The organism is Pantoea sp. UBA4549 (assembly GCF_002387285.1).
GTDB lineage: Bacteria > Pseudomonadota > Gammaproteobacteria > Enterobacterales > Enterobacteriaceae > Pantoea > Pantoea borealis.
The window spans coordinates 15,957-40,263 of record NZ_DGLH01000001.1 but is presented as its reverse complement, the minus strand read 5'-3'; the positions used below and the strand labels follow the sequence as shown (position 1 = coordinate 40,263).

At 55.1% G+C, this 24,307-nt stretch carries 23 protein-coding genes; 8 read left to right on the top strand and 15 right to left on the bottom strand.

All coding sequences use genetic code 11. The features are described from left to right. The first annotated feature begins 154 nt into the window (after positions 1–154). Together B3041_RS00190 and B3041_RS00185 are read left to right on the top strand one after the other, a co-directional pair. Positions 155–484, top strand: coding sequence for a DUF485 domain-containing protein (locus B3041_RS00190; protein ID WP_292968373.1), 330 nt, complete (start codon positions 155–157; stop codon positions 482–484). Next, positions 481–2,133: a cation acetate symporter gene (locus tag B3041_RS00185; protein WP_065650337.1), complete on the top strand. Its 1,653-nt coding sequence runs from the start codon at positions 481–483 to the stop codon at positions 2,131–2,133. The genes B3041_RS00190 and B3041_RS00185 overlap by 4 nt, the downstream gene beginning before the upstream one ends. A 442-nt stretch (positions 2,134–2,575) precedes the next feature. Here the strand turns inward: B3041_RS00185 and B3041_RS00180 are convergent, their stop codons facing one another. From B3041_RS00180 to B3041_RS00170, 3 genes are all read right to left on the bottom strand, one after another. Next, on the bottom strand, positions 2,576–3,121 hold the full coding sequence (locus tag B3041_RS00180; RefSeq protein WP_039382044.1) for a YfaZ family outer membrane protein: 546 nt from the start codon (positions 3,119–3,121) through the stop codon (positions 2,576–2,578). A gap of 130 nt (positions 3,122–3,251) precedes the next feature. Then, positions 3,252–3,947, bottom strand: a complete 696-nt coding sequence (locus B3041_RS00175; RefSeq protein ID WP_065650338.1) for an LrgB family protein — start codon at positions 3,945–3,947, stop codon at positions 3,252–3,254. Next, a complete protein-coding gene (locus B3041_RS00170) occupies positions 3,940–4,362 on the bottom strand; it encodes a CidA/LrgA family protein (protein ID WP_065650339.1) in 423 nt (140 codons plus the stop codon). Before B3041_RS00170 ends, B3041_RS00175 begins: the two co-directional genes overlap by 8 nt. Positions 4,363–4,464: 102 nt before the next feature. Between B3041_RS00170 and B3041_RS00165 the strand changes: the two genes are divergently transcribed. After that, complete coding sequence (locus tag B3041_RS00165) at positions 4,465–5,367, top strand: LysR family transcriptional regulator (protein ID WP_065650340.1); 903 nt, start codon at positions 4,465–4,467, stop codon at positions 5,365–5,367. Positions 5,368–5,390: 23 nt separating this feature from the next. On the opposite strand, the gene B3041_RS00160 is transcribed toward B3041_RS00165, so the two are convergent. From B3041_RS00160 to soxR, 4 genes are all read right to left on the bottom strand, one after another. Beyond that, positions 5,391–7,040 (bottom strand): Na+/H+ antiporter, encoded by a 1,650-nt coding sequence (locus B3041_RS00160; RefSeq protein WP_065650341.1) that lies wholly within the window; start codon positions 7,038–7,040, stop codon positions 5,391–5,393. 141 nt (positions 7,041–7,181) lie between these two features. Further along, on the bottom strand, positions 7,182–8,531 hold the full coding sequence (locus B3041_RS00155) for an NCS2 family permease (RefSeq protein WP_065650342.1): 1,350 nt from the start codon (positions 8,529–8,531) through the stop codon (positions 7,182–7,184). A gap of 681 nt (positions 8,532–9,212) precedes the next feature. After that, positions 9,213–9,878, bottom strand: a complete 666-nt coding sequence (locus B3041_RS00150; protein ID WP_292968324.1) for a glutathione S-transferase family protein — start codon at positions 9,876–9,878, stop codon at positions 9,213–9,215. Positions 9,879–9,921: 43 nt separating this feature from the next. Next, positions 9,922–10,401 carry a redox-sensitive transcriptional activator SoxR gene (gene soxR / locus B3041_RS00145; protein WP_065650343.1) on the bottom strand — a complete coding sequence of 160 codons (480 nt, stop codon included), beginning with the start codon at positions 10,399–10,401 and terminating at the stop codon, positions 9,922–9,924. A gap of 96 nt (positions 10,402–10,497) precedes the next feature. On the opposite strand from soxR, the gene soxS reads away from it, so the two are divergent. Both soxS and B3041_RS00135 read left to right on the top strand, forming a co-directional pair. Then, positions 10,498–10,926: a superoxide response transcriptional regulator SoxS gene (gene soxS / locus B3041_RS00140; protein ID WP_065650344.1), complete on the top strand. Its 429-nt coding sequence runs from the start codon at positions 10,498–10,500 to the stop codon at positions 10,924–10,926. Positions 10,927–11,148: 222 nt separating this feature from the next. Beyond that, positions 11,149–11,430 (top strand): YjcB family protein, encoded by a 282-nt coding sequence (locus B3041_RS00135; RefSeq protein WP_065650345.1) that lies wholly within the window; start codon positions 11,149–11,151, stop codon positions 11,428–11,430. Between the two features lie 52 nt (positions 11,431–11,482). Here B3041_RS00135 and B3041_RS00130 read toward each other — a convergent pair whose 3' ends face one another. Both B3041_RS00130 and B3041_RS00125 read right to left on the bottom strand, forming a co-directional pair. Beyond that, entirely contained in the window at positions 11,483–12,433 is a 951-nt protein-coding gene (locus tag B3041_RS00130) for an ATP-grasp fold amidoligase family protein (RefSeq protein WP_065650346.1), read from the bottom strand. An 8-nt stretch (positions 12,434–12,441) separates the two neighbouring features. Beyond that, complete coding sequence (locus B3041_RS00125) at positions 12,442–13,698, bottom strand: polysaccharide biosynthesis C-terminal domain-containing protein (protein ID WP_039382019.1); 1,257 nt, start codon at positions 13,696–13,698, stop codon at positions 12,442–12,444. Positions 13,699–14,225: 527 nt separating this feature from the next. Between B3041_RS00125 and B3041_RS00120 the strand changes: the two genes are divergently transcribed. Beyond that, positions 14,226–14,621, top strand: a complete 396-nt coding sequence (locus B3041_RS00120) for a transposase (RefSeq protein ID WP_039382017.1) — start codon at positions 14,226–14,228, stop codon at positions 14,619–14,621. A gap of 1,222 nt (positions 14,622–15,843) precedes the next feature. On the opposite strand, the gene ssb1 is transcribed toward B3041_RS00120, so the two are convergent. After that, positions 15,844–16,404, bottom strand: coding sequence for a single-stranded DNA-binding protein SSB1 (ssb1, locus tag B3041_RS00115; RefSeq protein ID WP_065650347.1), 561 nt, complete (start codon positions 16,402–16,404; stop codon positions 15,844–15,846). Positions 16,405–16,630: 226 nt separating this feature from the next. On the opposite strand from ssb1, the gene uvrA reads away from it, so the two are divergent. Continuing rightward, positions 16,631–19,459: an excinuclease ABC subunit UvrA gene (gene uvrA / locus B3041_RS00110; RefSeq protein WP_292968309.1), complete on the top strand. Its 2,829-nt coding sequence runs from the start codon at positions 16,631–16,633 to the stop codon at positions 19,457–19,459. A gap of 259 nt (positions 19,460–19,718) precedes the next feature. Further along, the gene (locus tag B3041_RS00105; protein WP_292968306.1) at positions 19,719–20,783 is read left to right on the top strand and encodes an NAD(P)-dependent alcohol dehydrogenase; all 1,065 of its coding nucleotides are present in this window, start codon (positions 19,719–19,721) and stop codon (positions 20,781–20,783) included. Between the two features lie 4 nt (positions 20,784–20,787). On the opposite strand, the gene B3041_RS00100 is transcribed toward B3041_RS00105, so the two are convergent. The 5 genes from B3041_RS00100 to B3041_RS00080 form a co-directional block, all read right to left on the bottom strand. Further along, the gene (locus B3041_RS00100; protein WP_065650350.1) at positions 20,788–21,138 is read right to left on the bottom strand and encodes an MmcQ/YjbR family DNA-binding protein; all 351 of its coding nucleotides are present in this window, start codon (positions 21,136–21,138) and stop codon (positions 20,788–20,790) included. A gap of 3 nt (positions 21,139–21,141) precedes the next feature. After that, positions 21,142–21,558, bottom strand: a complete 417-nt coding sequence (locus B3041_RS00095; protein WP_065650351.1) for a secondary thiamine-phosphate synthase enzyme YjbQ — start codon at positions 21,556–21,558, stop codon at positions 21,142–21,144. A 149-nt stretch (positions 21,559–21,707) separates the two neighbouring features. Next, on the bottom strand, positions 21,708–22,901 hold the full coding sequence (locus B3041_RS00090; protein WP_292968301.1) for an amino acid aminotransferase: 1,194 nt from the start codon (positions 22,899–22,901) through the stop codon (positions 21,708–21,710). Between the two features lie 47 nt (positions 22,902–22,948). Then, the gene (locus tag B3041_RS00085) at positions 22,949–23,563 is read right to left on the bottom strand and encodes a YitT family protein (protein WP_065650520.1); all 615 of its coding nucleotides are present in this window, start codon (positions 23,561–23,563) and stop codon (positions 22,949–22,951) included. Positions 23,564–23,790: 227 nt separating this feature from the next. Further along, positions 23,791–24,282 (bottom strand): Lrp/AsnC family transcriptional regulator, encoded by a 492-nt coding sequence (locus B3041_RS00080; protein ID WP_292968297.1) that lies wholly within the window; start codon positions 24,280–24,282, stop codon positions 23,791–23,793. Between the last annotated feature and the right edge of the window lie 25 nt (positions 24,283–24,307).

Below are 24,307 nucleotides of genomic sequence, written 5' to 3'. Positions count from 1 at the left end.
AGAGCATCAGCCTGTCCCCGGCAGGCTTCTCTCCGTTAGTTCACCTTACGCCGTATGCTGTTCACCATCGCACAACCCTGATAACCAGAATATTCAATCCGTTAAAGCACATTAATGTGAGATTTCCGTCTGCTTTGCCTCTGGAGAAACTGTGATGAATGACACCCTGAATCAACAGGAAGCCGTCTGGCAACAAATAGAAAACAACCCCCGTTTTCAGGAACTGGTGCATAAGCGCCAGGCTTTTGCGCTGCTGCTGAGCATCATTATGCTGGTCCTGTATGTCGGGTTTATCCTGCTGATCGCATTTGCGCCCGGCTGGCTCGGCACGCCGCTGCATGCCGGCACCAATGTGACGCGCGGTATTCCGATTGGCGTGGGCCTGATTGTGGTCTCTTTTCTGCTTACCGGCGTCTATGTCTGGCGCGCCAACGGCGAGTTTGATCGCCTGACTAAACAGATCATCAGCGAGGTAAAATCATGAAGCGCGCGCTCCCGATTCTGCTGGCGCTGGCGCCAGCAGGCGTCCTGGCAGCCGATGCGCTGACCGGCGACGTCCAGAAGCAGGCAACCAACTATGAAGCGATTATCATGTTTGTGGTGTTTGTTGCGTTCACGCTGGGTATTACCTGGTGGGCGTCAAAGCGCACCCGCTCACGCAGCGACTACTACACCGCAGGCGGCAATATTACCGGTTTCCAGAATGGCCTGGCGATGGCGGGTGATTTTATGTCAGCCGCCTCGTTTCTTGGCATCTCGGCGCTGGTCTATACCTCGGGCTATGACGGGCTGATCTATTCGCTCGGCTTTCTGGTTGGCTGGCCAATGATCCTGTTTCTGATCGCTGAGCGGCTGCGCAACCTCGGACGCTATACCTTTGCCGATGTTGCCTCCTACCGGCTGCAGCAGAAACCGATCCGTACCCTCTCCGCCTGCGGTTCGCTGGTGGTGGTTGCACTCTATCTGATTGCACAGATGGTGGGGGCCGGCAAGCTTATCCAGCTGCTGTTCGGCCTTGATTATCATATTGCCGTGGTGCTGGTCGGCATTCTGATGGTGCTGTATGTGCTGTTCGGCGGCATGCTCGCGACTACCTGGGTGCAGATCATTAAAGCGGTGCTGCTGCTGTTTGGGGCCAGCTTTATGGCGATTATGGTAATGAAAACCACCGGTTTCAGCTTTAACACGCTGTTTACTGAGGCGATGGCGGTGCACCCCAAAGGCGCGGCGATTATGCAGCCTGGCGGGCTGGTGAAAGATCCTATCTCGGCGCTGTCGCTGGGACTGGGGCTGATGTTTGGTACCGCGGGACTGCCACACATTCTGATGCGCTTCTTTACCGTGGCTGATGCGCGCGAGGCGCGTAAGAGCGTGTTCTGGGCCACCGGCTTTATGGGTTACTTCTATTTCCTGACCTTCATCATCGGTTTTGGTGCCATTCTGCTGGTAGGCGCAAACCCGATATTTAAAGACGCCAGCGGTGCCCTGATTGGCGGTACCAATATGGCAGCGGTGCATTTATCCAATGCGGTAGGTGGCAGCCTGTTCCTCGGCTTTATCTCGGCGGTGGCGTTCGCTACGATTCTGGCGGTGGTGGCCGGGCTGACACTGGCGGGCGCGTCGGCGGTTTCGCACGATCTTTATGCCAGCGTGATCCGCAAAGGTCAGGCCACGGAGCGTGAAGAGCTGCGCGTCTCTAAAATCACCGTGCTGGTGCTGGGGGTCGTCGCTATTGCGCTGGGCATTCTGTTTGAGAAGCAGAACATCGCCTTTATGGTCGGGCTGGCCTTCTCGATTGCTGCCAGCTGCAACTTCCCGATTATTCTGCTCTCGATGTACTGGTCGAAGCTCACCACGCGCGGTGCAATGGTAGGTGGCTGGCTGGGTCTGCTCACGGCAGTCGTGCTGATGATTCTGGGCCCTACCGTCTGGGTTCAGGTGCTGGGCCACGCTACGCCGGTTTATCCTTATGAGTACCCGGCGCTGTTCTCTATGCTGGTCGCCTTTGTCTGCACCTGGCTGTTTTCCATTACCGATCACTCAGCCCAGGGCGCACAGGAACGCGCGCGGTTCCGCGGACAGTTTATCCGTTCGCAAACCGGTATTGGTATTTCACAGGGGAAATCGCACTGATCGCAGGCACACCGGAGTTAACCCGGTCGTCATGAATGGCGTTATTCAATTGCGGTGCGGGAATCGACACGGGCGTCATTAATGACGCCCCTACGCGGGGCGATGCAGGGGGCGCATTTATGCGCCCCTGGTTTATTACGCGCACGGTATCCATCGTCATGAACGGCGTCATTCAATCACGGGCGGGCATCGGCCAGGGCGTCATTTATGACGCCCCTACGCGGGGCGATGCAGGGGGCGCATTTATGCGCCCCTGGTTTATTGCGCGCACGGTATCCATCGTCATGAACGGCGTCATTCAATCACGTTCGGGCATCGGCCAGGGCGTCAATAATGACGTCATCGGATGCGGTGCGGGAATCAACACGGGCGTCATTAATGACGCCCGTGTGGGGGGTAACGTAGGGGGCGCATTTATGCGCCCCTGGTTTGCAGCGGCAGATCAGAAGCGCAGTGATGCACCGACGTATGGGCCATCTACCAGCACGTTATCTTTGCGGCTGCCTTTGTTGTTCAGCTCAATATACTGGTAGCCCACGCGCAGGTTCAGCAGTGAAACTGGCGTAAAGCTCAGGCCGCCTGACGCTTCCTGATAGCTGTCCAGACGATCGGAAAACGCTTCCGGTGCGTAGTAATATTCACCATACAGACCCCACATGCTGTTGAAGCTGTATTGTGCGCCTGCACCTACGGCGATGGTGAAACCATCACGGCCATCTTCCGGATGCGTAAACAGCGCTTTTGCCGTTGGCGCGACGCGCAGATCGCCCACATCGATGTTATAGCCCAGACCTGCACCGTAAGTGCTGCCGTCATGGTCGCTGCGCAGCCAGTTACCTTTCAGAAACAGACCCGGAGAGGTGGTACCAAGGCCAAGGTTCAGGTTGGTGCTATGCTCACCCACGTCAACACTGCCCTCAATTGCCTGTACGCTACCGCTCAGCAGTGCAAGGCCCAAAACGCTTCCGGTAACAAGTTGCTTGATCATGCTAATCCACTCCATGAAGGAAAAAATAAGTCGGCGCAAAGAGTAGTTAGCATAGTCGTCAGACACAACTTTTATTGGAAACCTTTACGTAAAATTAAATTACAGCGGGAACGTTTTATCAATAAACGTGTCAGGCGTGCCACAGCAGATGACTCATAAGCGGCGCCAGCAGAACCGTTACCACACCGGAAAGCATCATCACCAGGCTGGAAACCACGCCCTCCTGCTGACCAATCTGGTAAGCGCGGGCCGTTCCGGCACCGTGAGAAGCCGCGCCCAGCCCGGCGCCTTTTGCCACGCCCTGTTTTATGGCGATGCGCAGAAAAAGAATATCCCCTGTAGCCATGCCAAATACGCCTGTGATCACCACAAACAGCGCGACCAGATCGGGTTGTCCGCCCATCGGACCGGCTGCGGCCAGCGCAAACGGCGTGGTAACCGAACGCACCGCCAGGCTGCGCTGAATACTCTCCGGCAGCGCCAGCAGACGCGCCAGCCAGACTGAGCTGCAGACGGCAACCGTGGTTGCGGTCAGTACGCCGGCACTCAGCGACAGCCAGTGACGCCGGATAAGCGCCATGTTTTCATACACCGGCACGGCAAACGCCAGCGTGGCCGGGCCCAGCAGCCAGAGCAGCCAGTGGCTCTCCGCAATATAGTTTTGCCAGCTGACATGGGTGATGAGCAGCAAGCCGACCAGCACCAGCGGCGTCAGCACCAGCGGCATCAGCATCAGCCGCCGCCAGCGCCGGTAAAGATACTTATTGAGGTAATACACCAGCAGGGTGAGCGCCAGACAGAGCAGGCTGATGATGGCATTACTCATAGCTGTCCTGCCTGCGTGCTGCCCGCGCCGTTTCAAACCGGTAGAGACGATCGACCACCAGCGACGTAACCGCCAGCACCAGCAGCGTGCTTATCGCGATCACAACAAAAATACGCCATCCCTCACTGCGCAGCAGATCGCTGTAATTCACCACGGCCACCACCGCCGGAATAAAAAACAGCAGCATTTCAGCCAGCAGCCAGTTTGCCCCGGCACGGACCCAGCCCAGCGGCAACACGCGTAAAACGATCAATAACAGCAGCACGACCATGCCGAGTACGTTTGCCGGCAGCGGCAGGTGCAGCCACCGCACCAGGGCATCACAGGCGCTGAACAGCCCGATATAAAGCAGTAGTTGCAGCGGCAGCATCAGGCGCTGCAGCAGGCGGGGGCGCGGGTGAGTGGCGACAGCCATAGCGATCTCCGGTAATTAAGGTGAGAAACGCAGTATAAATCTGCCGCTAACCGTGAAAGAAATGAATTAAAATCATCCGGACTATGCCATTAAGGAATGATTATGGATATACGCGCTCTGCGTTACTTTGTGGCTGTGATACAGCAGCAGAGTTTTACCCGTGCAGCTGAACAGCTTTATGTTACGCAGCCCACCATTAGCAAAATGGTGCGTCAGCTGGAAGAGGAGCTGGGATGTGCGCTGCTGCGGCGGGAGGGACGCCGGCTGCATCTGACCGACAGCGGTCAGGCGGTCTATCAGCGCGGACTTGCGATCCTGCAGGAGTTTCATCAGCTGGAAGCGCAGATTGGTGATATCAATCAGCTGAAAACCGGTGAGCTGCGCCTGGGCATTCCGCCCATGGTGGGCATGCAGATCGCCGGCTCTATTTCAGCCTTTCAGCGCCGCTATCCGGGCGTGCAGCTGCATATTGCAGAGTCAGGCGGGCTGACCGCACAGCAGGCAGTGCTGAGCGGCGCGCTGGATATTGCACTTACCGCGCTGCCGGTTGAGCCGGATTTACCGCTTAACACGCTGGAGCTGATGCGCCATCCGCTTTGCGTGCTGGTGTCGCGCAGTGCGGCCTGGCACGCCCGTTCGCACCTGACGCTGGCGGAGCTGGCCCGGCATCCGCTGCTGATCCTGAATGAAGAGTTTGCCCTGAACCGGCAGCTGATGCAGGCGTTTCAGCGTGAAGGCGTGACGCCACAGATTGCGCTGCGCAGCGGTCAGTGGGATTTCCTGGCAGCGATGGTGCAGGCAGGGATGGGCGTCGCCGTACTGCCGGAACCTATCTGTCAGCGGCTGGACCCGCAGTCGCTGGCGTGGCTGCCGCTGGCGTCAGCGCTGGAGTGGCGTATCGGATTGATCTGGCGGGAAGGCAGTTATCTCTCACGCAGTGCGGAAGCCTGGATCAGCTGCTGTCGCACACACTGGCCGGATGATGCGCCGCGTCTGCAGATGTGAGACGCGGCGGCATTCTGAAGAGGTTACGCCTCTTTCTCAATCAGCAGCGCTTCCAGCAGATCGAGATCGCGCAGCAGGCGCTGCATCGTTTCATTGGAAATCTGCTGCGTCGCGCGCAGGTGATACACTTCCGCACGCTCGGCGCGCAGCGCGGTCAGACGGAAACGACGCTCCAGGTTCTCAGCAAACAGCGCCTGATCCACGTCATTCTTGCCATCCACGCGGCGGCGCAGATTACCAATTACCCGCAGGCTGACCTCTTTAAGCAGCTCCGGATCGATATTCTCTTCGGTATCATTCTCCAGCCGCTGTTCCATCTTATGCAGGCTTTCGATCGCCACGCCCGCCATGGCGGCACGCGCATGCTGCAGCTCATGACGGTGGCCCGCTTTATCATGGCTGTCGATACCGCGCAGCAGCAGAGGCAGCAGGATCACGCCGACAAACAGCGAGAAAAGGATCACGCCGGTGGCGATAAACACCAGTTCATAACGCGCCGGGAACGGATCGCCATTGCTGAGAAACAGCGGAATCGAGAGCACACCCGCCAGCGTAATCGCCCCGCGTACGCCCGCAAAAGAGGCAATCAGCAACTCGCGCAGCGAGTAGTTAGAGAACTCCAGCGGTTTCTTCTTCAGCAGACGCATACTGGCGCGCTGCATGATCCAGAGCCAGCTAAAACGCACAATCATCAGTGCCGCATACACCAGCGCCACATCGGTAAACAGCATCCACAGCTCGACGTTGGGATCGGCATTCGCCTGCTCAATGGATGTTGAGAGGATATCGGGCAGCTGCAGGCCGAGCATCAGGAATACCATGCCGTTGAAAACAAACTCCAGCATCTGCCAGACGCTGTTTGCACGCAGGCGCATGGCCAGCGGAGCCTGACGAATAATGCCGGAGCGGGTAATGGTCATACCGGCTGCTACGGCGGCAAGAATACCGGAGACGCCAAGGTGTTCGGCAATCAGGTAGGAGGCAAACGGCAGCAGCAGCAGCAGCACGGTCTGCGTGGCCGGATCGTCCCCGCTCCAGCGGCTCAGCAGGCGCAGCGAGCGGCCATAAAGCCAGCACACAGCGACACCCGCAATCAGCCCGCCGATGGCGACTTTGAGAAACTCAACGCTGGCACCGCCCCAGGTAAAGACCATGGTGCCCATGGCTACGGCGACCGCAAACTTCAGCGATACCAGGCCAGAGGCGTCGTTCATCAGCGCCTCACCCTGCACAATCGACATGATTTTCTTTGGAATGCGCCCTTCGCCAACGATACCCGACAGCGCAACGGCATCGGTCGGCGACAGCACGGCCGCCAGCGCAAAAGCCGGAATTAACGGAATCCCCGGCACCAGCCAGTAGATCAGGTAGCCGATACCGACCACGGTGATCAGCACCAGCACCAGCGCCAGCCCGAGGATTTCGCGGCCATGGCTCAGAAACTCATTGATAGGCGTCTTCCAGCCGTCCGCAAACAGCAGCGGCGGGATAAACAGCACCAGAAAGAGTTCCGGATCGAAGTCAACATGCAGACCAAACGTGGGCCAGGCCAGTAAGGCACCCGCCGCTATCTGCACCAGCGGCAGCGGAATTTGAAACGGCAGGATTCTTGCCGCAACGCCGGAGAGTGATACCACCAGCGTCATAATGAGAATAGTAAAAAAGATTTCCATGCTTTCCTTAGGCGAATCGAAATGGTTAAAAGCGAGGGTTGTTACGCTAAAAAGTGTAAAACAAAACGCCGCACACAGGGGGACCCGATGTGCGGCGCTGGCAAAGTCAGGGGATTATCCGGAAATGACCGGAACCGCTGGTCAGATAGCCCAGCCTGCAGCGTAGAATGTGACCAGGGCAACAGCGATCGCTACCGTTCCCGCGTTGAGCCTGCGCCATTCGCCGGCAAACAGACGGCCAATCACCAGTGACGCAAAGCCCAGCATAATGCCGGTCACAATGTTGCAGGTCAGCACGATAAATACGGCGGTCAGCAGGCCTGACATGGCGTCAACGAAATCGCTGAAGTCAATTTTTGCCACGTTGCTGAGCATTAATAGCCCGACATACATCAGCGCCGGCGCGGTCGCATAGGCGGGCACCAGACCGGCAAGCGGCGACATGAACAGCATCAGCAGAAACAGTACGCCCACGACGATAGCCGTTAAACCGGTCTTGCCGCCGGCTGCCGTACCGGCTGCTGATTCAATATAGACTGCCGCCGGCGAGGCACCCACCAGACCCGCAAACAGGCTGCTAAGCGAGTCGCTGGTCAGCGCCCGGCCGCCGTTGAGGATCTGCCCTTCTTTATCCAGCAGATTAGCCTGCCCGGCGACCGCACGAATGGTACCGGTCGCATCGAATACCGCCGTCATGACCAGCGCCAGCACGCTGGGCAGTACGGTCGGCTGCAGTGCGCCCGCGATATCGAGACTGAACATCGCTGACTGGCCGCTGGCATCTTTCAGGCTCGGCAGCGCAAACAGCCCCTGCCAGGTCACGGCTGGATCAAACACAAGCCCGATCAGAGAGATAGCCAGAATAGTCAGCAGGATCCCGCCGGGTACGCGGCGTTTTTCCAGACCAAAGATTGCTGCCAGACCCACCAGCGACATGATGACCGGGAACGCGGTGAAGTCGCCCAGCGCCACCGGCAGGCCTGCGGCCGGATTTTTCACCACCAGGCCAATACCGTCTGCCGCAATCAGCAGTAAGAACAGGCCAATCCCTACGCCGGTACCGTGCGCCACGCCCATTGGCAGGTTTCGCAGGATCCAGGCGCGGATACCGGTCACCGAGATAAACGTGAACAGTAATCCCATCAGGAATACGGCACCCAGCGCTACCGGCACGCTGATATGCTGCCCAAGCACCAGGCTGAATGCAGTGAAGGCGGTAAGTGAAATAGCACAGCCGATAGCCAGCGGCAGATTAGCCCACAATCCCATTAAAAGAGAGCCAAAACCGGCGACCAGGCAGGTGGCAACGAACACTGCCGTCGGGGAAAAACCCGCTTTACCAAGCATGCCCGGCACCACAATAACCGAGTAGACCATCGCCAGGAAGGTGGTGAGCCCCGCCAGCACTTCCTGACGCACGTTACTGCCGCGTGCTGAAATGTGGAACCAGGCGTCCAGTTTTCCACTGGCCGGGCGTGAGTCGCCAGACATAATTATTCCTCTGCATATTTTAGATGTAAGTCGCCGCACAGCTGCTGCTTACGCATCACCCTGGTGGGGATTTCTCAAAGAGAAAAGAGGCGCAAACGATTACGCAGCTATGTACTTCCCGTCAAAGAGGGAGAGATAAAAAGGCAGGCGATTATCTGGCGTTTGGGGTGCCATTTTCAACTGTTAATCGTCGCCGGACAGGATTAAACGACACCGGAGAGCGATCCGGGGCGCATGAATGCGCCCCCTGCGGCGGCACCGGCACCCTGGCCCACGCGGTTATCGGATTCCGGGGCGCATACGGTTTTTGTAGGGACGCCATTAATGGCGCCCTGGCCCGCGGTTATCGGATCCGGCCGCATGCGGTTTTGTAGGGGCGCCATTAATGGCGCCCTGGCCCGCATGGTTATTCGACCCGGGGCGCATTAATGCGCCCCCTACGGCGGCACCGGCGCTCTGCCCCCATGCGGTTATCGGATCCGGGCTACATACGGTTTTGTAGGGGCGCCATTCATGGCGCCCTGGTCCGCATGGTTATTCGGCCTGGGGCGCATTAATGCGCCCCCTACGGCGGCATCGGCGCCCTTGGCCCATGCGGTTTTTTGCAGGGGCGCCATTCATGGCGCCCTGGCCCGCGGTTATCGATCCGGGGCGCATGAATGCCTCCCTGCGGGAACACACTCAGTCGCTGAACTTAATCGGGCCGCCCTGCTTCAGCGCCCGCTGCCAGCCGGCGCGCTGCTGCATCTCCTCCAGCCAGCGGGTGGTGGCAGGTAGATTGTGCAGGCCGCCGCGCATCTGCAGCGCCAGCAGCGGAAAACTCATCTGAACATCAGCGATGCTGAAACGCGGGCCGGCAAAAAAAGGGTGCTGGCTTAAGTGCTGTTCAATCACGCGGGTATGCAATGCCAGCTGCTTATTCAGCCAGGCCTTCTCAAGACCTTTACTCATGGCGCGACTAATTGGGCGCAGCAGCCAGGGCACCGGTTTTTTGCTTAGCTGCGCAAAGACCAGTTTGATGATCAGCAGCGGCATCAGCGAGCCCTCGGCGTAATGCAGCCAGTAGCGCCCCTGAATCTGTTCATCTTCATTGCTTAGCGTCAGCTGCTGCTCGCTGTCATATTTCAGCTGCAGATACTCCAGAATGGCACCGGACTCGGCAATGACGCGGTTGCCATCGGTTATCACCGGTGATTTACCCAGCGGATGTACCTTCTTCAGCTCGTCAGGGGCCAGCATCGTATTTTCCCGCTGATAACGTTTGATCTGATACGGTACCGCCAGCTCTTCCAGCAGCCATAACACACGATGTGAACGGGAGTTTTCCAGATGATGAACAGTGATCATACACAGCTCCTTGCTGATAAAGGTATCGCACCAGTATAGCGGATTAACGCCCCTGCTCATCCTGCTCCGGGTCAAGCAGCACGGCGCCTGAGCCCTGCTGTGCCAGCCGGTCGCCGGGGTTACGTAACGGACAGTCACGCATCGACAAACAGCCACAGCCAATACACCCATCCAGATCGTTCCGCAGCCGCGTCAGCGTCTCAATGCGCTTATCCAGCTCCTCACGCCAGTGCTGTGTCAGCGCATCCCACTCCTGCGTTGACATACGTTTATTCGCCGGCACATGCATCAGGCTCTCACCTACCGTCGCCAGTGGAATACCGATACGCTGCGCAATTTTAATGATCGCCACGCGGCGCAGTACGTCACGGCTGTAGCGTCGCTGATTGCCGCTGTTACGGGTGCTGGAGATCAACCCTTTGGTTTCATAAAAGTGCAGTGCCGAGACCGCTACGCCGCTACGTTTCGCCACTTCCCCCGGCGTCAGCACCGGCTTTGGATAGTTACGCTCTTTTTTTACCATCAGCCTTTACCTCAAGTTAACTTGAGGAACTATACTCGCTCACCATCAAAAGTACGAATTTCTCACCGGGTGACACCCTTTCAGAAGGATGAGGCTATGATGCAACAGGAAATCATTCATTCACTGACTAACTGGATCGATCAGAATCTGGATAAAGCACTGTCAATTGATGATGTGGCGGCAAAATCGGGTTACTCAAAATGGCATCTGCAGCGTATGTTCCGTACCGTGACGAAACAGACGCTGGGTGGCTATATTCGTGAACGGCGTCTGACAATGGCGGCAGAAGCGCTGCTGCAGACGCAGCGGCCGGTTTTTGATATCGCTATGCAGTATGGTTACGACTCGCAGCAAACCTTTTCACGCGTGTTTCGTCGGCAGTTTTCACAGACCCCTACCGCGTATCGTCACGCGATGCGTCGTCAGGCTATTGCCCAGCGACCTCGCCTGCTCAGCTTTGGCTGCAGCGACACAATGAACAGTTTTGCTCAGCGTACCACCGGTGAATGTTGTCCTGTCCGGTGATCGGTGCGCCTGATACACAGGCGCCCCCCTCTTCAGCTTCACACCCTCCCCTTAGCCCGGCAGTTACGGGTACAAAATTTGTTCAAAATTTCAAACTCGCTGATATAATGTGATCCAAATCACACTTATTATGACGTGAGAGCGTTTCCTGACGCGCTCTTTGCCGTCAGTGATGTCCGGTTAATGTCAGGGATATCACTGATTCAAAGGGGTTTTTTCTCAATGGCTACGTTAACAACCAGCTTACTGGTGATGCGCTGGGGTATTCTGAGCGCCGTTCTGATGTTTCTCGCCAGCTCAATGAAAATAAAACTGCGGCAAAAGAGTCATCCGGTTATGGCGTTGCTGTGTGGCGGTCTTGGCGTGGGAATGTCCTGCTGGTTTGTGACCGGCCTGCTGGGGATTACGCTGAGCATGGAGAACGTGCATAACTTTATGCAGATTAGCAAACAGGCTTTTATTGATGTGATGAGTCAGGCGCCGGCTGAGTGGCCAATACCCTGAACAGAGCGCATAAAAAACCCCGCGCCGCGGGGTTCTTTATATTGCTGTACGATCAAATTTTCTTCAACACGGCGGGAATACCGACTTCCGCAACCGAAACGCCCGGTCTCTTCGTACCGCGACGATCCTGAATCCACATATCACCCATCATCTGGTCCAGACCGCGGTCCAGGCCGGTTACCAGCCCGGCACCCGGCGTGAAGGTCAGCTCACCGAAGTAGATCTCTTCCCCATGGATGTACCAGTCAACGCGTACATAGTCGAAATCGCTGGCCAGCGTCTTACTCAGCGCCAGCGCCTTCTGCAGCTGCGGTAAAATGGGCTCAACATCCAGGCCGGTATCGCGGATCTTGTGATACGCCTCATTCAGATTATTGACGTAAAAGTTCATCGACAACAGCGGGTTGCAGCGGTTGTAGATCACCTGCAGCACATATTCAAAATTGCCATCGCGCTTGTTGAACATGTGAAATTTGTAGTCAATCGGCGCACTTTTGCCATCACCGATATACTGCTCTACCAGAATACGCGGCTTAATGTAGCGATAGTGGATTTCACGCGCTTCATTAGCGAAATCCGTTTTCAGCCAGCGATGACAGTCGCTGATGATCTGCTGCTTCTTCAGCGCATCCGGCTCTTCCAGCAGGATTTCAACCATGTTAGAGCCATGGTTAGGCTTGATCACAGTATTCTTCCACTGCGACAGCGTATGGAGCGAATGCGGATCGCTGGTTTCATAGACCAGCGGGATCAGATACTCACTGCCTACCTTCTCAGCAATGTATTCACGTACTGAATACTTGTCCGACAGGCGACCATAGATTTGATAGTCGCCATACACAAATTTGCGATACAGCACCTTCTCGTTAAACACCTTTGGCTCGCGCAGATTAGGCAGCTTACGGAATTTACGGAAGTAGTAGATGCGATCCTGCGTAGCCCAGGGCATCTTCTTGATAAAATACTGAACGCTTCTTCTGAGTTCTTCTTTCAACCTGAGCATATCTGACCTCATTTGTAGGTTTTGTAGTTGAGTGAGGAAACCTGAATTTTTTGAATGACGCCGTTTTTAAAGAAGTAATTCATTACGGTAAGGGAGAGCAGTTCAGTGATGAAGACGCTCCAGGCGGCACCCATAATGCCGTAGCCCTGAATCAGCCACCATGAGAGTGGCAGGCTGATGACCATCAGGCAGAGGATCTTCTTCAGCAGATAGTTAAACCCGCCCTCTTTGACCATGTAGCGGTAAGCTACGGTCCCCATTGCCGAAAAGCAGGTTGCTAACGACAGTAACGTAACGAGACTTCCCGATTGTGTGTACTCGTGACCATATAACGCGATGATGATCTTCTCGCCAAACATGGCGATCACCGCCAATAACAGCAATGAAACTCCCATGACATAGCCGTTCAGCCGCGCGGTGAGTTTGATTGCGGCTGCTCCACGCTCACGGAAAATTTCCGAAAAGCAGGAAGTGATGATGGCAACCGGGATAAAAATCCACGAAGCCGAAATAGTATTGGCCGCAGCGAACAGACCCAGATCGCGGGCTGAGGCGATACCGGCCAGGAACATCTGTGCCGCTTTCACCTGCACGGAGATAAAAATACTGGAGATAGCCAGCGGCAAACCGGCATACATCAGGTAGCGCAGATAGGTGGTGCGTTTCTGTTGCGGCGGCGCAATATCCTGATGCTCACGGTAAAAATTGATGCGCTTGATGAGATAAGGCACCAGCGTGACCGCCACGATGGACACGGTCAGCCACAGCGGATTGAGATGCAGCCATGCGATGGTAAAGCTCAGGGCGAAGCCAAGCAGGAGTCCCACTGAGTTAGCCAGCGTATTGAGTCGCGAAGCGAGCCGTGCGTTGTTGTAGACGCTAAAAGTGTCCTGCGTTACAAACACCGAGGAGATAAATGAGGCCAGTGCAAAGGCGAGAAAATTCTCCTGCATGTTGTACCAGACCCAAATCAAGACCGGGATGGAGGTCAGCAACAGCAATGCGAGACGCATGGTACGCGCCACGGCCATCAGACGCAGACCTTTAGGCGCACTTTTGCTGATGCGCTTGAACAGGATGGTTTCGGTACCGAAAATCGCCACGGTCTGCACCATGGAGAATAGCGAAGCTGAAAATGCCATCTGGCCAAATATGGTCGGGCCAAACGATTTTGCCACATAGGAGGTGACAAAGATGACGCCGAACACCGAGACGACTTTTTCAGACATCATCCAGACGGCATTAGACATTACGCTCAATTTCATTGACTGGTCCTTAGTATTACTTACAGCAACTGCCTTGCGGTAAAACGTCCTTGAAATGAATTAACAAGCGCTCAGTGGGCCTGACAAAAATTAATAACTTCAAACCAGGCTGGTCCGAAAAATGAGACTCGCGTCAGGATTTAGAAGAGAAATTCAGGAAAATTCTGATTAAATCTGGTGCGAATTTCAGCGGATGTAAACGATTTCAACCCGAATTCGAGACAAAAGTTTACTGGCACGCCCTCTCTTTTTTGCAAGAAAGCTGTACCGAATATCCAATGTTTGTCGTATTTTTCTGCATTTGGGATGGAATGAATCTATATCAAAAAGCCAATGCCAGGAAGATGTTCATTGGCATTCATAATAAAATAAGATTTATCCCATGATGATATTTATTCTAAATATCTTAATTTATCCCTCGCAATTCAAATCGCGCACTTTAATACTGCATTAATACCGTTTTTGCAGTGCCAGATATTAATACAGTAATTCTCATCCACTAATTGATAAGAAAGGTAAGAGCATTTATGAGAAAGTCACGATATAGCGAAGAGCAAATCACAAATGCCATTAAAGCTTCTGAAACAGGAGTAAAAGTCAGGGAGATTTGTGAAGAGCTCGGCATTTCAGAGGCTACCTTCTACAGCTGGAAGAAGAAATTTTCAGGTCTTTCTTCTGAAGAAGGAAGAAAAATCAAAGAGTTAGAGGACAAACTACAGAATCTTACCCGTGAGCTGCAAACGTTGAGTTCAGACAAAGAGATGCTGCAGAGCGTGCTTAAAAACTTCTTTACCACCAATGAAAAGCGTCAGGCAGTCAACTTTTTGCAGACGACCTTTGATATTGGAACCCGCCGCAGCTGTCGTTTGCTCGACATTAGCCGCAGTGTTTACCACTACCCATCAGGATCGGAAAATCGCTAATAGATGCAAGGCCGCTGTTATTTAACTAAATGCTGAGATTTGTTCTTACCAGAAGAGATGAAGATCATTTAATTCGGCGTTCACAATATAACAATTCGCACCATTTTTTCCTGATGGTTACTATCAGGGAAATGCTTCTTTTTTTTGCGGTAAAATTGATTCACACCAGCAAAAGTCTTGTAGTATAAGCCAGTTAGACGTTGCCCAATCTCATTGCGGTGAGATTGGCGCTTCGTTTATTACATTAACAATGCTGTTAATGACGCTAAATCGCACCGATGTTTAATTAGCCTGGCTAAAGATCCTTCCCTGCCGTACCACTTTTGCACTCTCATTTATCCTGGCCCTGACGGCTGCGCTTAAAAATCAGTGCAGCGCCGGTAATAATCAATTTATGATTTAATATCTCCAGGAATTTTCCCGCGAAAAAACGTAATGAGCTTTAAACTATACGGTGTAAAAAGCGCTATCACTGGTAAATAACATTCGGTTATTTGTCGTCAGTTTTAATATTTTTCTGTGGAATGTGACCGGGATCATTCTTAACCAAAGTGCCCCTGCTTGAGAGCTGGATGGTTTTACTTCCGGATAAACAGGACCATTCTCTGATTAAAACCAGGGGCAGAAGAGCAGTTTTAGTCATTTTTTATGCTCGTTTCGTCTCATTGATATGCAATTACTCCCCCGTTCCGTATAAAAAACAGACGCCATGATGCATCTGTCACCAGGGTGAGCACGCCATAGCAGCAGAGCGTTATGTCAAAAGGTGATTAAAACACAGCCTGTCTGCCCGCTCAGGAGCATATAGCGGCGAATACGCAGGCGGAAAGGCGGATAAGTCAGGCAAAAGCGGGTGGGCTAAATTCTTAAAAACGCCGGTATAACGCTGCACATTAATGCGGGCCATTACGTCACCGGCAGTGGCATGAGGATAAAGCGGAATACGCGAACAGGCAGGCGAGCGGCGTCAGCGAAAGCCGGTCACAGCATACTGATAAACGGGACACATCTGGCACAGCGTTAGGTGTATAAAAGAGACAACCGCTGACAGGTGATCCCGCAGAGATAACAAACCAGGCTGACCCGCAGGTGGCGGGATAAACGGTCAGCGTTGTTAAGCTACAAAGACTTTCAGGCCGGGTAACCTCACCGCGCGCCAGAATCGCAGCAGGCCATCAAAAAAAAAGCCTCGCAGGCGAGGCTTTTTTAACGCAACAGGGGATCAGAACGGGATATCGTCGTCGAAATCCATTGGCGGTTCGTTGTTCGCCGGTGCGCTCTGCTGCTGTGGACGCTGCTGCGCGCCACCGCTGAACTGATTGCCGCCCTGAGACTGCTGCTGCTGCGGCTGCTGTGGCTGACCCCAGCCGTTGTTATTTCCGCCGCTGCTCTGGCCGCCCATCGGTGCGCCACCTGCATTGGCACCGCCCTGCTGGCGTCCACCCAGCATCTGCATGGTGCCGCCTACGTTGACAACAACCTCAGTGGTATATTTTTCCTGGCCGCTCTGATCCTGCCACTTACGTGTACGCAGCTGACCTTCAATATAGACCTGTGAGCCTTTACGCAGATATTCACCGGCCACTTCAGCCAGTTTGCCAAACAGCACAACGCGGTGCCATTCGGTGTTCTCTTTGTTTTCACCGGTCTGCTTGTCACGCCAGCTTTCAGACGTGGCCAGCGTGAAGTTGGCTACAGCGCCACCGTTTGGCATGAAACGCACTTCCGGATCCTGACCCAGATTCCCGACAAGAATCACTTTGTTTACGCCACGACTGGCCATGTTGCTCTCTCCCGATGAGTTGATGCTATAAGTCTAAACGACAAAGTTTAACACGTCCTGATCTATGATGGATACTTTGGAGCGTGCTTCCAGTTTTGCGTCCCTAGTGTACCAAAGGATAAAACTACTGGATATTTATTCAGGTTATTTTTTGTGCCATAATGATGCGTTTCTATCCGTTATGCTTTGCTGGCATAGCGGGTGTAGTTCAATCCGGGAAAGGTGAATGGATAAGATCGAAGTCCGCGGTGCTCGCACCCACAATCTGAAAAATATTAACCTGATCATTCCACGCGATAAGCTGATCGTTGTCACCGGTCTCTCAGGTTCCGGGAAGTCATCGCTGGCGTTTGATACGCTGTATGCTGAAGGTCAGCGGCGCTATGTAGAGTCCCTCTCTGCTTACGCGCGCCAGTTTCTCTCGCTGATGGAGAAGCCGGATGTCGATCACATCGAAGGCCTGTCGCCCGCCATTTCCATTGAGCAGAAATCGACTTCGCATAACCCGCGTTCGACAGTGGGTACCATTACTGAAATCCACGACTACCTGCGCCTGCTGTTTGCCCGCGTGGGAGAACCGCGTTGTCCCGATCACGACGTCGCCCTTGCGGCGCAGACCGTAAGCCAGATGGTGGATCAGGTGCTGGCGCAGGAAGAGGGTCGCCGCCTGATGCTGCTGGCGCCGGTAGTGAAAGATCGCAAAGGTGAGCACACTAAAACGCTGGAAAATCTGGCGGCGCAGGGTTACATCCGCGCGCGCATCGATGGCGAAGTGTGCGATCTCTCCGATCCGCCGAAGCTTGAGCTGCAGAAAAAGCACACTATTGAAGTGGTCATCGATCGCTTCCGCGTGCGCGACGATCTTGCCACGCGTCTGGCGGAGTCGTTTGAAACCACGCTTGAACTCAGCGGCGGCACCGCAATTGTGGCAGACATGGACGAGCCAGACAGCGAAGAGATGCTTTTCTCCGCTAATTTCGCCTGCCCGATCTGCGGTTACAGCATGCGAGAGCTGGAGCCACGCCTGTTTTCATTTAACAACCCGGCCGGCGCCTGTCCAACCTGTGATGGCCTCGGCGTGCAGCAGTACTTCGACTTCGATCGCGTGGTGCAGAATCCTGAGCTATCGCTGGCGGGTGGCGCGATTCGCGGCTGGGATCGCCGCAACTTCTACTATTTTCAGATGCTGCGCTCGCTCGCTGAGCACCTCGACTTTGACGTAGAGGCGCCGTTCAGCAGCCTGAGCGATAAAGCGCGTCAGGTGATCCTGTATGGCTCGGGCAAAGAGAATATTGAATTCAAATATATCAACGATCGCGGCGATACTTCCGTGCGGCGTCACCCGTTTGAAGGGGTGCTGCACAATATGGAGCGCCGTTATAAAGAGACGGAGTCCAATGCGGTGCGCGAAGAGCTGGCGAAGTTTATCAGCAATCGCGCCTGCACCAGCTGTCACGGTACGCGCCTGCGCCGTGAAGCGCGCCACGTATTTGTTGAAGATACCAACCTGCCCACCATCTCTGAAATGAGTATTGGTCATGCGATGGAGTTCTTCACCAACCTTAAACTGAGCGGACAGCGCGCAAAAATTGCTGAGAAAGTCCTGAAAGAGATCGGCGATCGGCTGAGCTTCCTGGTCAACGTCGGCCTGAACTATCTCTCCATGTCGCGTTCGGCAGAAACCCTCTCCGGCGGCGAAGCGCAGCGTATTCGTCTGGCCAGCCAGATTGGCGCCGGCCTGGTTGGCGTGATGTATGTTCTCGATGAGCCCTCTATCGGGCTACACCAGCGCGACAACGAACGTCTGCTCTCGACCCTGATCCACCTGCGCGATCTCGGCAATACCGTGATTGTGGTTGAGCATGATGAAGACGCAATCAGAGCGGCAGACCATATCATTGATATCGGTCCGGGCGCAGGCGTACACGGCGGCCAGATAGTGGCGGAAGGTGATGTACACGCCATTATGGCGAATGAAGATTCGCTGACCGGGCAGTTCCTGAGCGGCAAGCGCGAAATCGCGGTGCCGGCCGAGCGGGTGAAAGGCGATCCGGCTAAAGTGCTGAAACTCACCGGCGCGCGCGGCAATAACCTCAAGGATGTGACCCTGACGCTGCCGGTTGGCCTGTTTACCTGTATTACCGGCGTCTCCGGCTCCGGGAAATCAACGCTTATTAACGATACGCTGTTCCCGATTGCGCAGCAGCAGCTTAACGGTGCAACCAGCGGTGAAGCGGCACCGTATCGTGAGATTGCGGGGCTCGAGCACTTCGATAAAGTGATCGACATCGATCAGAGCCCGATCGGACGTACGCCACGATCTAACCCGGCCACCTATACCGGCATTTTTACGCCGGTGCGTGAACTCTTTGCCGGTGTGCCGGAGTCGCGCTCGCGCGGCTATAATCCGGGCCGCTTCAGCTTCAACGTGCGCGGCGGACGCTGTGAAGCGTGTCAGGGTGATGGCGTGATCAAGGTGGAAATGCACTTCCTGCCCGACATCTATGTGCCGTGCGATCAGTGTAAAGGCAAGCGCTACAACCGTGAAACGCTGGAGATCAAGTACAAAGGCAAAAGCATTCACGAAGTGCTGGAGATGACGATTGAAGAAGCGCGCGACTTCTTTGAAGCGGTCCCGGCGCTGGCACGCAAGCTGCAGACGCTGATGGATGTCGGCCTCTCCTATATCCGTCTTGGCCAGTCCGCTACCACGCTCTCCGGTGGTGAGGCGCAGCGCGTCAAGCTGGCGCGTGAGCTGTCGAAGCGCGGTACCGGGCAGACGCTCTATATTCTGGATGAGCCGACCACCGGCCTGCACTTTGCCGACATTGCACAGCTGCTGGAAGTGCTGCATCAGCTGCGTAATCAGGGCAATACCATCGTGGTGATTGAGCACAATCTGGATGTGATTAAAACCGCAGACTGGATCGTGGATCTGGGACCCGAAGGCGGCAGCGGCGGCGGTGAGATCCTGGTCGCCGGTACGCCGGAAACCGTGGCAGAGTGTGAAAAGTCACATACCGCACGCTTCCTGAAACCGATGCTGAAGAAGTAAGGCTTTTCGGTTCATAAGCTTTGTCGTTATCAGGCCGCCCTCCGGGGCGGCTTTTTATTTTTCAGCTGTTCAGCGCTGCCTGATTGCGCAGCAAAATGCAGAAACAGGCAAGAATCAGGCATCTTCAGGCATAGCCGCATCCAGGCTGGCTGACTACGCTTATAGCGGTCTGCTTTTAACGCTGCCTCAGCGTTCCGGCCTTTCGAACCCCGTAAGGCGTTTGCATACCCTACTCACGACACATCCGACTGGAGACACCATGAATATTACCCATGCCTGGGCCGCACAGGACGCCAAATCAAAACTCGCCCCGTTCGACTACAAACCGCGCGAACTGCGTGACCATGATGTGGAAATTGAAGTGCTCTATTGCGGCGTCTGCCACTCCGATCTGCACCAGGCGCGCAACGAATGGAACAACACGATTTTTCCGGTCGTACCGGGCCATGAAATTGTCGGCCGCGTAACCGCCGTGGGCGCGCACAGCCATAAATATCAGCCCGGCGACCTCGTCGGCGTTGGCTGTATGGTTGACTCCTGCCGCAGCTGTCCGAGCTGTCAGGAAGGACTGGAGCAGTATTGCGAAGAGGGCATGACAGGCACCTACAACGGCCAGGATCGCGAAACCGGCGCGGTCACCTACGGTGGCTACTCCACCAGCATGGTGGTCAACGAAGATTTTGTGCTGCGCGTGCCGGAAAATCTCGACCTGGCAGGCGTTGCGCCGCTGCTGTGTGCGGGGATCACCACCTACTCGCCGCTGCGCCACTGGAATGTCGGCCCGGGTAAAAAAGTTGGCATCGTTGGCCTGGGCGGTCTGGGCCATATGGGCGTGAAAATTGCCCATGCGATGGGCGCGCAGGTTGTGCTGTTTACGACATCGCCATCAAAAGTCGAAGATGGCAAACGTCTTGGCGCTGATGAAGTGGTGATTTCTAAAGATGCCGATCAGATGGCGGCCCATGCGAACAGCTTCGATTTTATTCTGAACACGGTAGCCGCGCAGCACGATCTTAACCCGTTTATTACCCTGCTGAAGCGCGATGGTAATATGACGCTGGTAGGTGTGCCCGAGCACGATCATCCGGCACCTCAGGTGGTTAACCTGATTTTCAGGCGCCGCAGTGTCTCTGGCTCGCTGATCGGCGGCATCGCTGAAACGCAGGAGATGCTCGATTTCTGTGGCGAGCACGGCATCACCTCAGACATTGAACTGATTGCCATGGATCAGATCAATGAGGCGTATGAGCGCATGCTGAAAAGCGATGTGAAATATCGCTTTGTCATCGACATCAACACCCTGCGCGACACGTCTGCGGCGTAACGGCTCAGACGTTGTGCTGGCCGGCGCCCGCCGCGTGCGTGGCGTCGGCCTGCTGATAGGAGGCGTCAACCAGATAGTAAATCTGCGAATCCTTCAGCGAGCCATCCAGCCACAGCGTGCTCCAGCAGGATTTATTCAGATATTCGCTGGGAAAGACGTCGCTGTGCTCTTCACGCAACAGCTCGGCCAGCGCGGGAGAGGTTTTCAGCGTCACCGCCGGCCGTCCCGCTTTTTCATAGAGCATGGCAAACAGCACGCCGTGACTCTTGATCTGTGTCGCATCCCACGCCTCTTTAATGTCCTGCTCTGCGGCGGGTTTACTCATGCAGTAGGTCAATAGCTCAGAAATCGTCATCGGTTACTCCCCTTGTAAAGTCGCGACGATGCGTCTGGCACCGCCCTGTATGCGATGTTCACCCAGCCAGATCCCCTGCCAGGTTCCCAGCATCAGCTGCCCGTGACTCACCGGCAGCAGCAGTGAAACGCCCAGCAGCGATGACTTAATATGGGCAGGCATATCATCGGCCCCTTCATAATCGTGCTGCCAGTCTGCGTTTTCAGGCACCTGCCGTAAAAAGTGCTGTTCCATATCACTGCGCACGGTGGGATCGCAGTTTTCATTCAGCGTCAGCGACGCAGAAGTATGCTGTAACAGCAGATGCAGCTGGCCAATGCGCATGCCGGCAAGGCCGTTAAGCTGGCTTAAGACCTCATCGGTAATGAGGTGAAACCCGCGCGCTTTTGCGCTCAGGGTAAGGGTTTGTTGCTGCCACATATCAACGTCCTAAAAAAACAGGTCTCTTAAGTGTGCAGCATGTTGGCGAAAGGTAAACCCTGCCACTGTAAAAAGCATGAGCGTGGCCTGGCGCGCGCAAAAAAAACCATCCGCATTAAACGGATGGTTCGTGGTGTTGCGTCCGGCGGTTACATAACGGCAGCAAACGCCTCTGCAACGCGTTTAACGTTACTGTGATTCAGGCCAGCAACGCACATACGCCCGCTGGCGATGAGATAGATCCCGAACTCATCACGCAGCCGATCAACCTGCTGTGCGCTGAGGCCGGTATAGCTGAACATACCGCGCTGCTTCAGCAGGTAGTCGACATTTTTGCCCGGCAGAATCGCCTGCAGTTCGCTGACCAGTGCCTGGCGCATCTCCGTGATACGCATGCGCATCGCGTCAACCTCAGCCAGCCACATGTTCAGTAGTGCGGCATCATTCAGTACGCAGGAGACCACCTGGGCACCAAAATTTGGCGGGCTGGAGTAGTTGCGGCGTACGGTTGCTTTCAGCTGGCCCAGCACCCGCCCCGCTTCTTCCGCGCTGTCGCAGACCACAGAAAGCCCGCCCACGCGCTCGCCATAGAGCGAGAAGATTTTAGAAAATGAGTTGCTCACCAGCGCCGGCAGACCCGCTGCGGCGATAGCGCGAATGGCGTAAGCATCCTCTTCCATTCCTGCGCCAAAGCCCTGATAGGCGATATCGAGGAACGGGATCAGCTCCTGCGCTTTCAGCACGGCGGTGGTCTCATCCCACTGGGCATCAGTGAGATCGGCACCGGTCGGGTTGTGACAGCAGGGATGCAGCAGCACAATGGTGTGCTTCGGCAGCGATTTCAGGCAGCTGATAAACGCGTCAAACTTAACGCCGTTGGTCTCAGCGTCATACCAGGGATAACTATTTACCGCGAAACCCGCGCCGTTAAAAATCGCTACGTGATTTTCCCAGGTCGGGTCGCTGACCCAGACCTCAGAGTGCGGAAAATAGCGCTTGAGGAAATCAGCCCCTACTTTCAGCGCACCGGATCCCCCCAGCGTTTGAATAGAGGCGATGCGTCCCGCCTTCAGCACCGGGTGGTCGTGACCAAACAGCAGCGGCGCAATCGCGTTGCGATAAGGACCTAAACCTTCCATCGGCAAATAAAGTGATGCCTGATGCGGCTGCGCCTGCAGACGCTCTTCTGCTGCCGCAACGGCCTGCAGCTGCGGAACAATGCCCGCTTCGTTGTAGAACAGGCCGATACTGAGATTCACCTTATGCGCGCGCGGATCTTGTTTATAGGTTTCCATCAGCGACAGAATCGGATCGCCGGCGTAGGCATCAACGTTTTGAAACACGGTGCAGATCTCCATAAAAATGCGTTAGTAAGCGTAAGACGGCGCTTTTATACCTGATAGCGGCCGGGACGATGGTTCATTGCAATGATAAGGTTAAGGATCGCCGCGCCCGCAACAGAGGCCAGCAGCATTGGTGGCGGTACAACAAACAGCGAGGCGCCGACCACGCAGGTATCGACCATCATCTGTAGCTTCCCGGCACGCAACCCGGTGCGATCCTGTAACCAGAGCGCCAGAATATTGATCCCGCCCAGGCTGGCTTTGTGGCGAAACAACACTATAAACCCGATCCCCATGACCACGTTACCGAACAGTGTCGCATAAAAAGGATTTAATGCCGAAAAGTGGACAAACAGCGGATGCAGCTGGGTAAACAGGGAGACCAGCGCGACGGCGCCAAAGGTTTTGCAGGTAAATTCCCACCCCATACGGCGTATAGCCAGCCAGTAAAACGGCAGATTGATGACAAAAAAGGCGGCACCGAAAGAGGATGACGAAAGGTAGCTGATTAAGAAGGCGATACCGGCTGTTCCGCCGGTCAGCGCGCCCGCCTGTTTCAGCAGCATAACGCCAAATGAGACCATCAGCGTTCCCAGCACGATAGCCAGCGCATCTTCAATACGGGAATGAGGAGCTGCCACTGGCTGAGCGATATTGTCCATCGGGAGATCTCTGTGCAAATAAAAGCGATACATTTGCAAAAAACGCACCACTCCGGCATTGCTGCTGCTCAGCCGGAGGGTGCCAGCGATTATCCCATTGATATCTAAGGCGCTTTATTGCGTGTTTTTATGCATCAGTCAAAATAAAACCGTTGATTCATGCACAAATTCGGTATTTTTCGCGAGAAGTAAGCATAGAAAGCAATCTGATGCACTTTTATGGCGCATTATGCACCTTTATGGCGCGCTTTGTGCGCAGGCTTCATCATCAGGCCATTCTCTTTCAGCCGGTTGAGCACCACCGCCGTTTTCACGTGCGACACGCTCTGATGACCCGCCACCAGCTGGCTGATCAGCGCACTCAGCGAGGCGAGATCGGCTACCGCCACTTTCAGCAGATAGTCAGCGTCTCCGGTGGTTTTAAACGCGTCAACAATGGCAGGTTCTGCTTCAACCATCTGCAAAAAATTATCTTCATAATCGGGCGTATGGTTTTTCAGCCGCACTTCAATCAGCCCCACCATGCCGAGGCCTACCGCATCGGGCGACAGCCGGGCGTGATAGCCGAGAATTAAATTCGCCTGTTCAAGATTAATACGGCGGCGTGAGCACTGTGATGCGGACAGACCCACCAGATCGCTCAGCTCCTGATTGGTGAGGCGGCCATTAGATTGTAATAGCGTCAATATCTTAAGATCGTAATCGTCTACCTGCGTCATTCTGATCCCACAGCGTTATCCCGTT

What these genes read in the sequence shown, in the direction of transcription:
- B3041_RS00190 (WP_292968373.1), top strand. Translation starts at nt 155, where the DNA reads ATGAATGACACCCTGAATCAACAGGAAGCCGTCTGGCAACAAATAGAA.
- B3041_RS00185 (WP_065650337.1), top strand. Translation starts at nt 481, where the DNA reads ATGAAGCGCGCGCTCCCGATTCTGCTGGCGCTGGCGCCAGCAGGCGTC.
- B3041_RS00180 (WP_039382044.1), bottom strand. Translation starts at nt 3,121, where the DNA reads ATGATCAAGCAACTTGTTACCGGAAGCGTTTTGGGCCTTGCACTGCTG.
- B3041_RS00175 (WP_065650338.1), bottom strand. Translation starts at nt 3,947, where the DNA reads ATGAGTAATGCCATCATCAGCCTGCTCTGTCTGGCGCTCACCCTGCTG.
- B3041_RS00170 (WP_065650339.1), bottom strand. Translation starts at nt 4,362, where the DNA reads ATGGCTGTCGCCACTCACCCGCGCCCCCGCCTGCTGCAGCGCCTGATG.
- B3041_RS00165 (WP_065650340.1), top strand. Translation starts at nt 4,465, where the DNA reads ATGGATATACGCGCTCTGCGTTACTTTGTGGCTGTGATACAGCAGCAG.
- B3041_RS00160 (WP_065650341.1), bottom strand. Translation starts at nt 7,040, where the DNA reads ATGGAAATCTTTTTTACTATTCTCATTATGACGCTGGTGGTATCACTC.
- B3041_RS00155 (WP_065650342.1), bottom strand. Translation starts at nt 8,531, where the DNA reads ATGTCTGGCGACTCACGCCCGGCCAGTGGAAAACTGGACGCCTGGTTC.
- B3041_RS00150 (WP_292968324.1), bottom strand. Translation starts at nt 9,878, where the DNA reads ATGATCACTGTTCATCATCTGGAAAACTCCCGTTCACATCGTGTGTTA.
- soxR (WP_065650343.1), bottom strand. Translation starts at nt 10,401, where the DNA reads ATGGTAAAAAAAGAGCGTAACTATCCAAAGCCGGTGCTGACGCCGGGG.
- soxS (WP_065650344.1), top strand. Translation starts at nt 10,498, where the DNA reads ATGATGCAACAGGAAATCATTCATTCACTGACTAACTGGATCGATCAG.
- B3041_RS00135 (WP_065650345.1), top strand. Translation starts at nt 11,149, where the DNA reads ATGGCTACGTTAACAACCAGCTTACTGGTGATGCGCTGGGGTATTCTG.
- B3041_RS00130 (WP_065650346.1), bottom strand. Translation starts at nt 12,433, where the DNA reads ATGCTCAGGTTGAAAGAAGAACTCAGAAGAAGCGTTCAGTATTTTATC.
- B3041_RS00125 (WP_039382019.1), bottom strand. Translation starts at nt 13,698, where the DNA reads ATGAAATTGAGCGTAATGTCTAATGCCGTCTGGATGATGTCTGAAAAA.
- B3041_RS00120 (WP_039382017.1), top strand. Translation starts at nt 14,226, where the DNA reads ATGAGAAAGTCACGATATAGCGAAGAGCAAATCACAAATGCCATTAAA.
- ssb1 (WP_065650347.1), bottom strand. Translation starts at nt 16,404, where the DNA reads ATGGCCAGTCGTGGCGTAAACAAAGTGATTCTTGTCGGGAATCTGGGT.
- uvrA (WP_292968309.1), top strand. Translation starts at nt 16,631, where the DNA reads ATGGATAAGATCGAAGTCCGCGGTGCTCGCACCCACAATCTGAAAAAT.
- B3041_RS00105 (WP_292968306.1), top strand. Translation starts at nt 19,719, where the DNA reads ATGAATATTACCCATGCCTGGGCCGCACAGGACGCCAAATCAAAACTC.
- B3041_RS00100 (WP_065650350.1), bottom strand. Translation starts at nt 21,138, where the DNA reads ATGACGATTTCTGAGCTATTGACCTACTGCATGAGTAAACCCGCCGCA.
- B3041_RS00095 (WP_065650351.1), bottom strand. Translation starts at nt 21,558, where the DNA reads ATGTGGCAGCAACAAACCCTTACCCTGAGCGCAAAAGCGCGCGGGTTT.
- B3041_RS00085 (WP_065650520.1), bottom strand. Translation starts at nt 23,563, where the DNA reads ATGGACAATATCGCTCAGCCAGTGGCAGCTCCTCATTCCCGTATTGAA.
- B3041_RS00080 (WP_292968297.1), bottom strand. Translation starts at nt 24,282, where the DNA reads ATGACGCAGGTAGACGATTACGATCTTAAGATATTGACGCTATTACAA.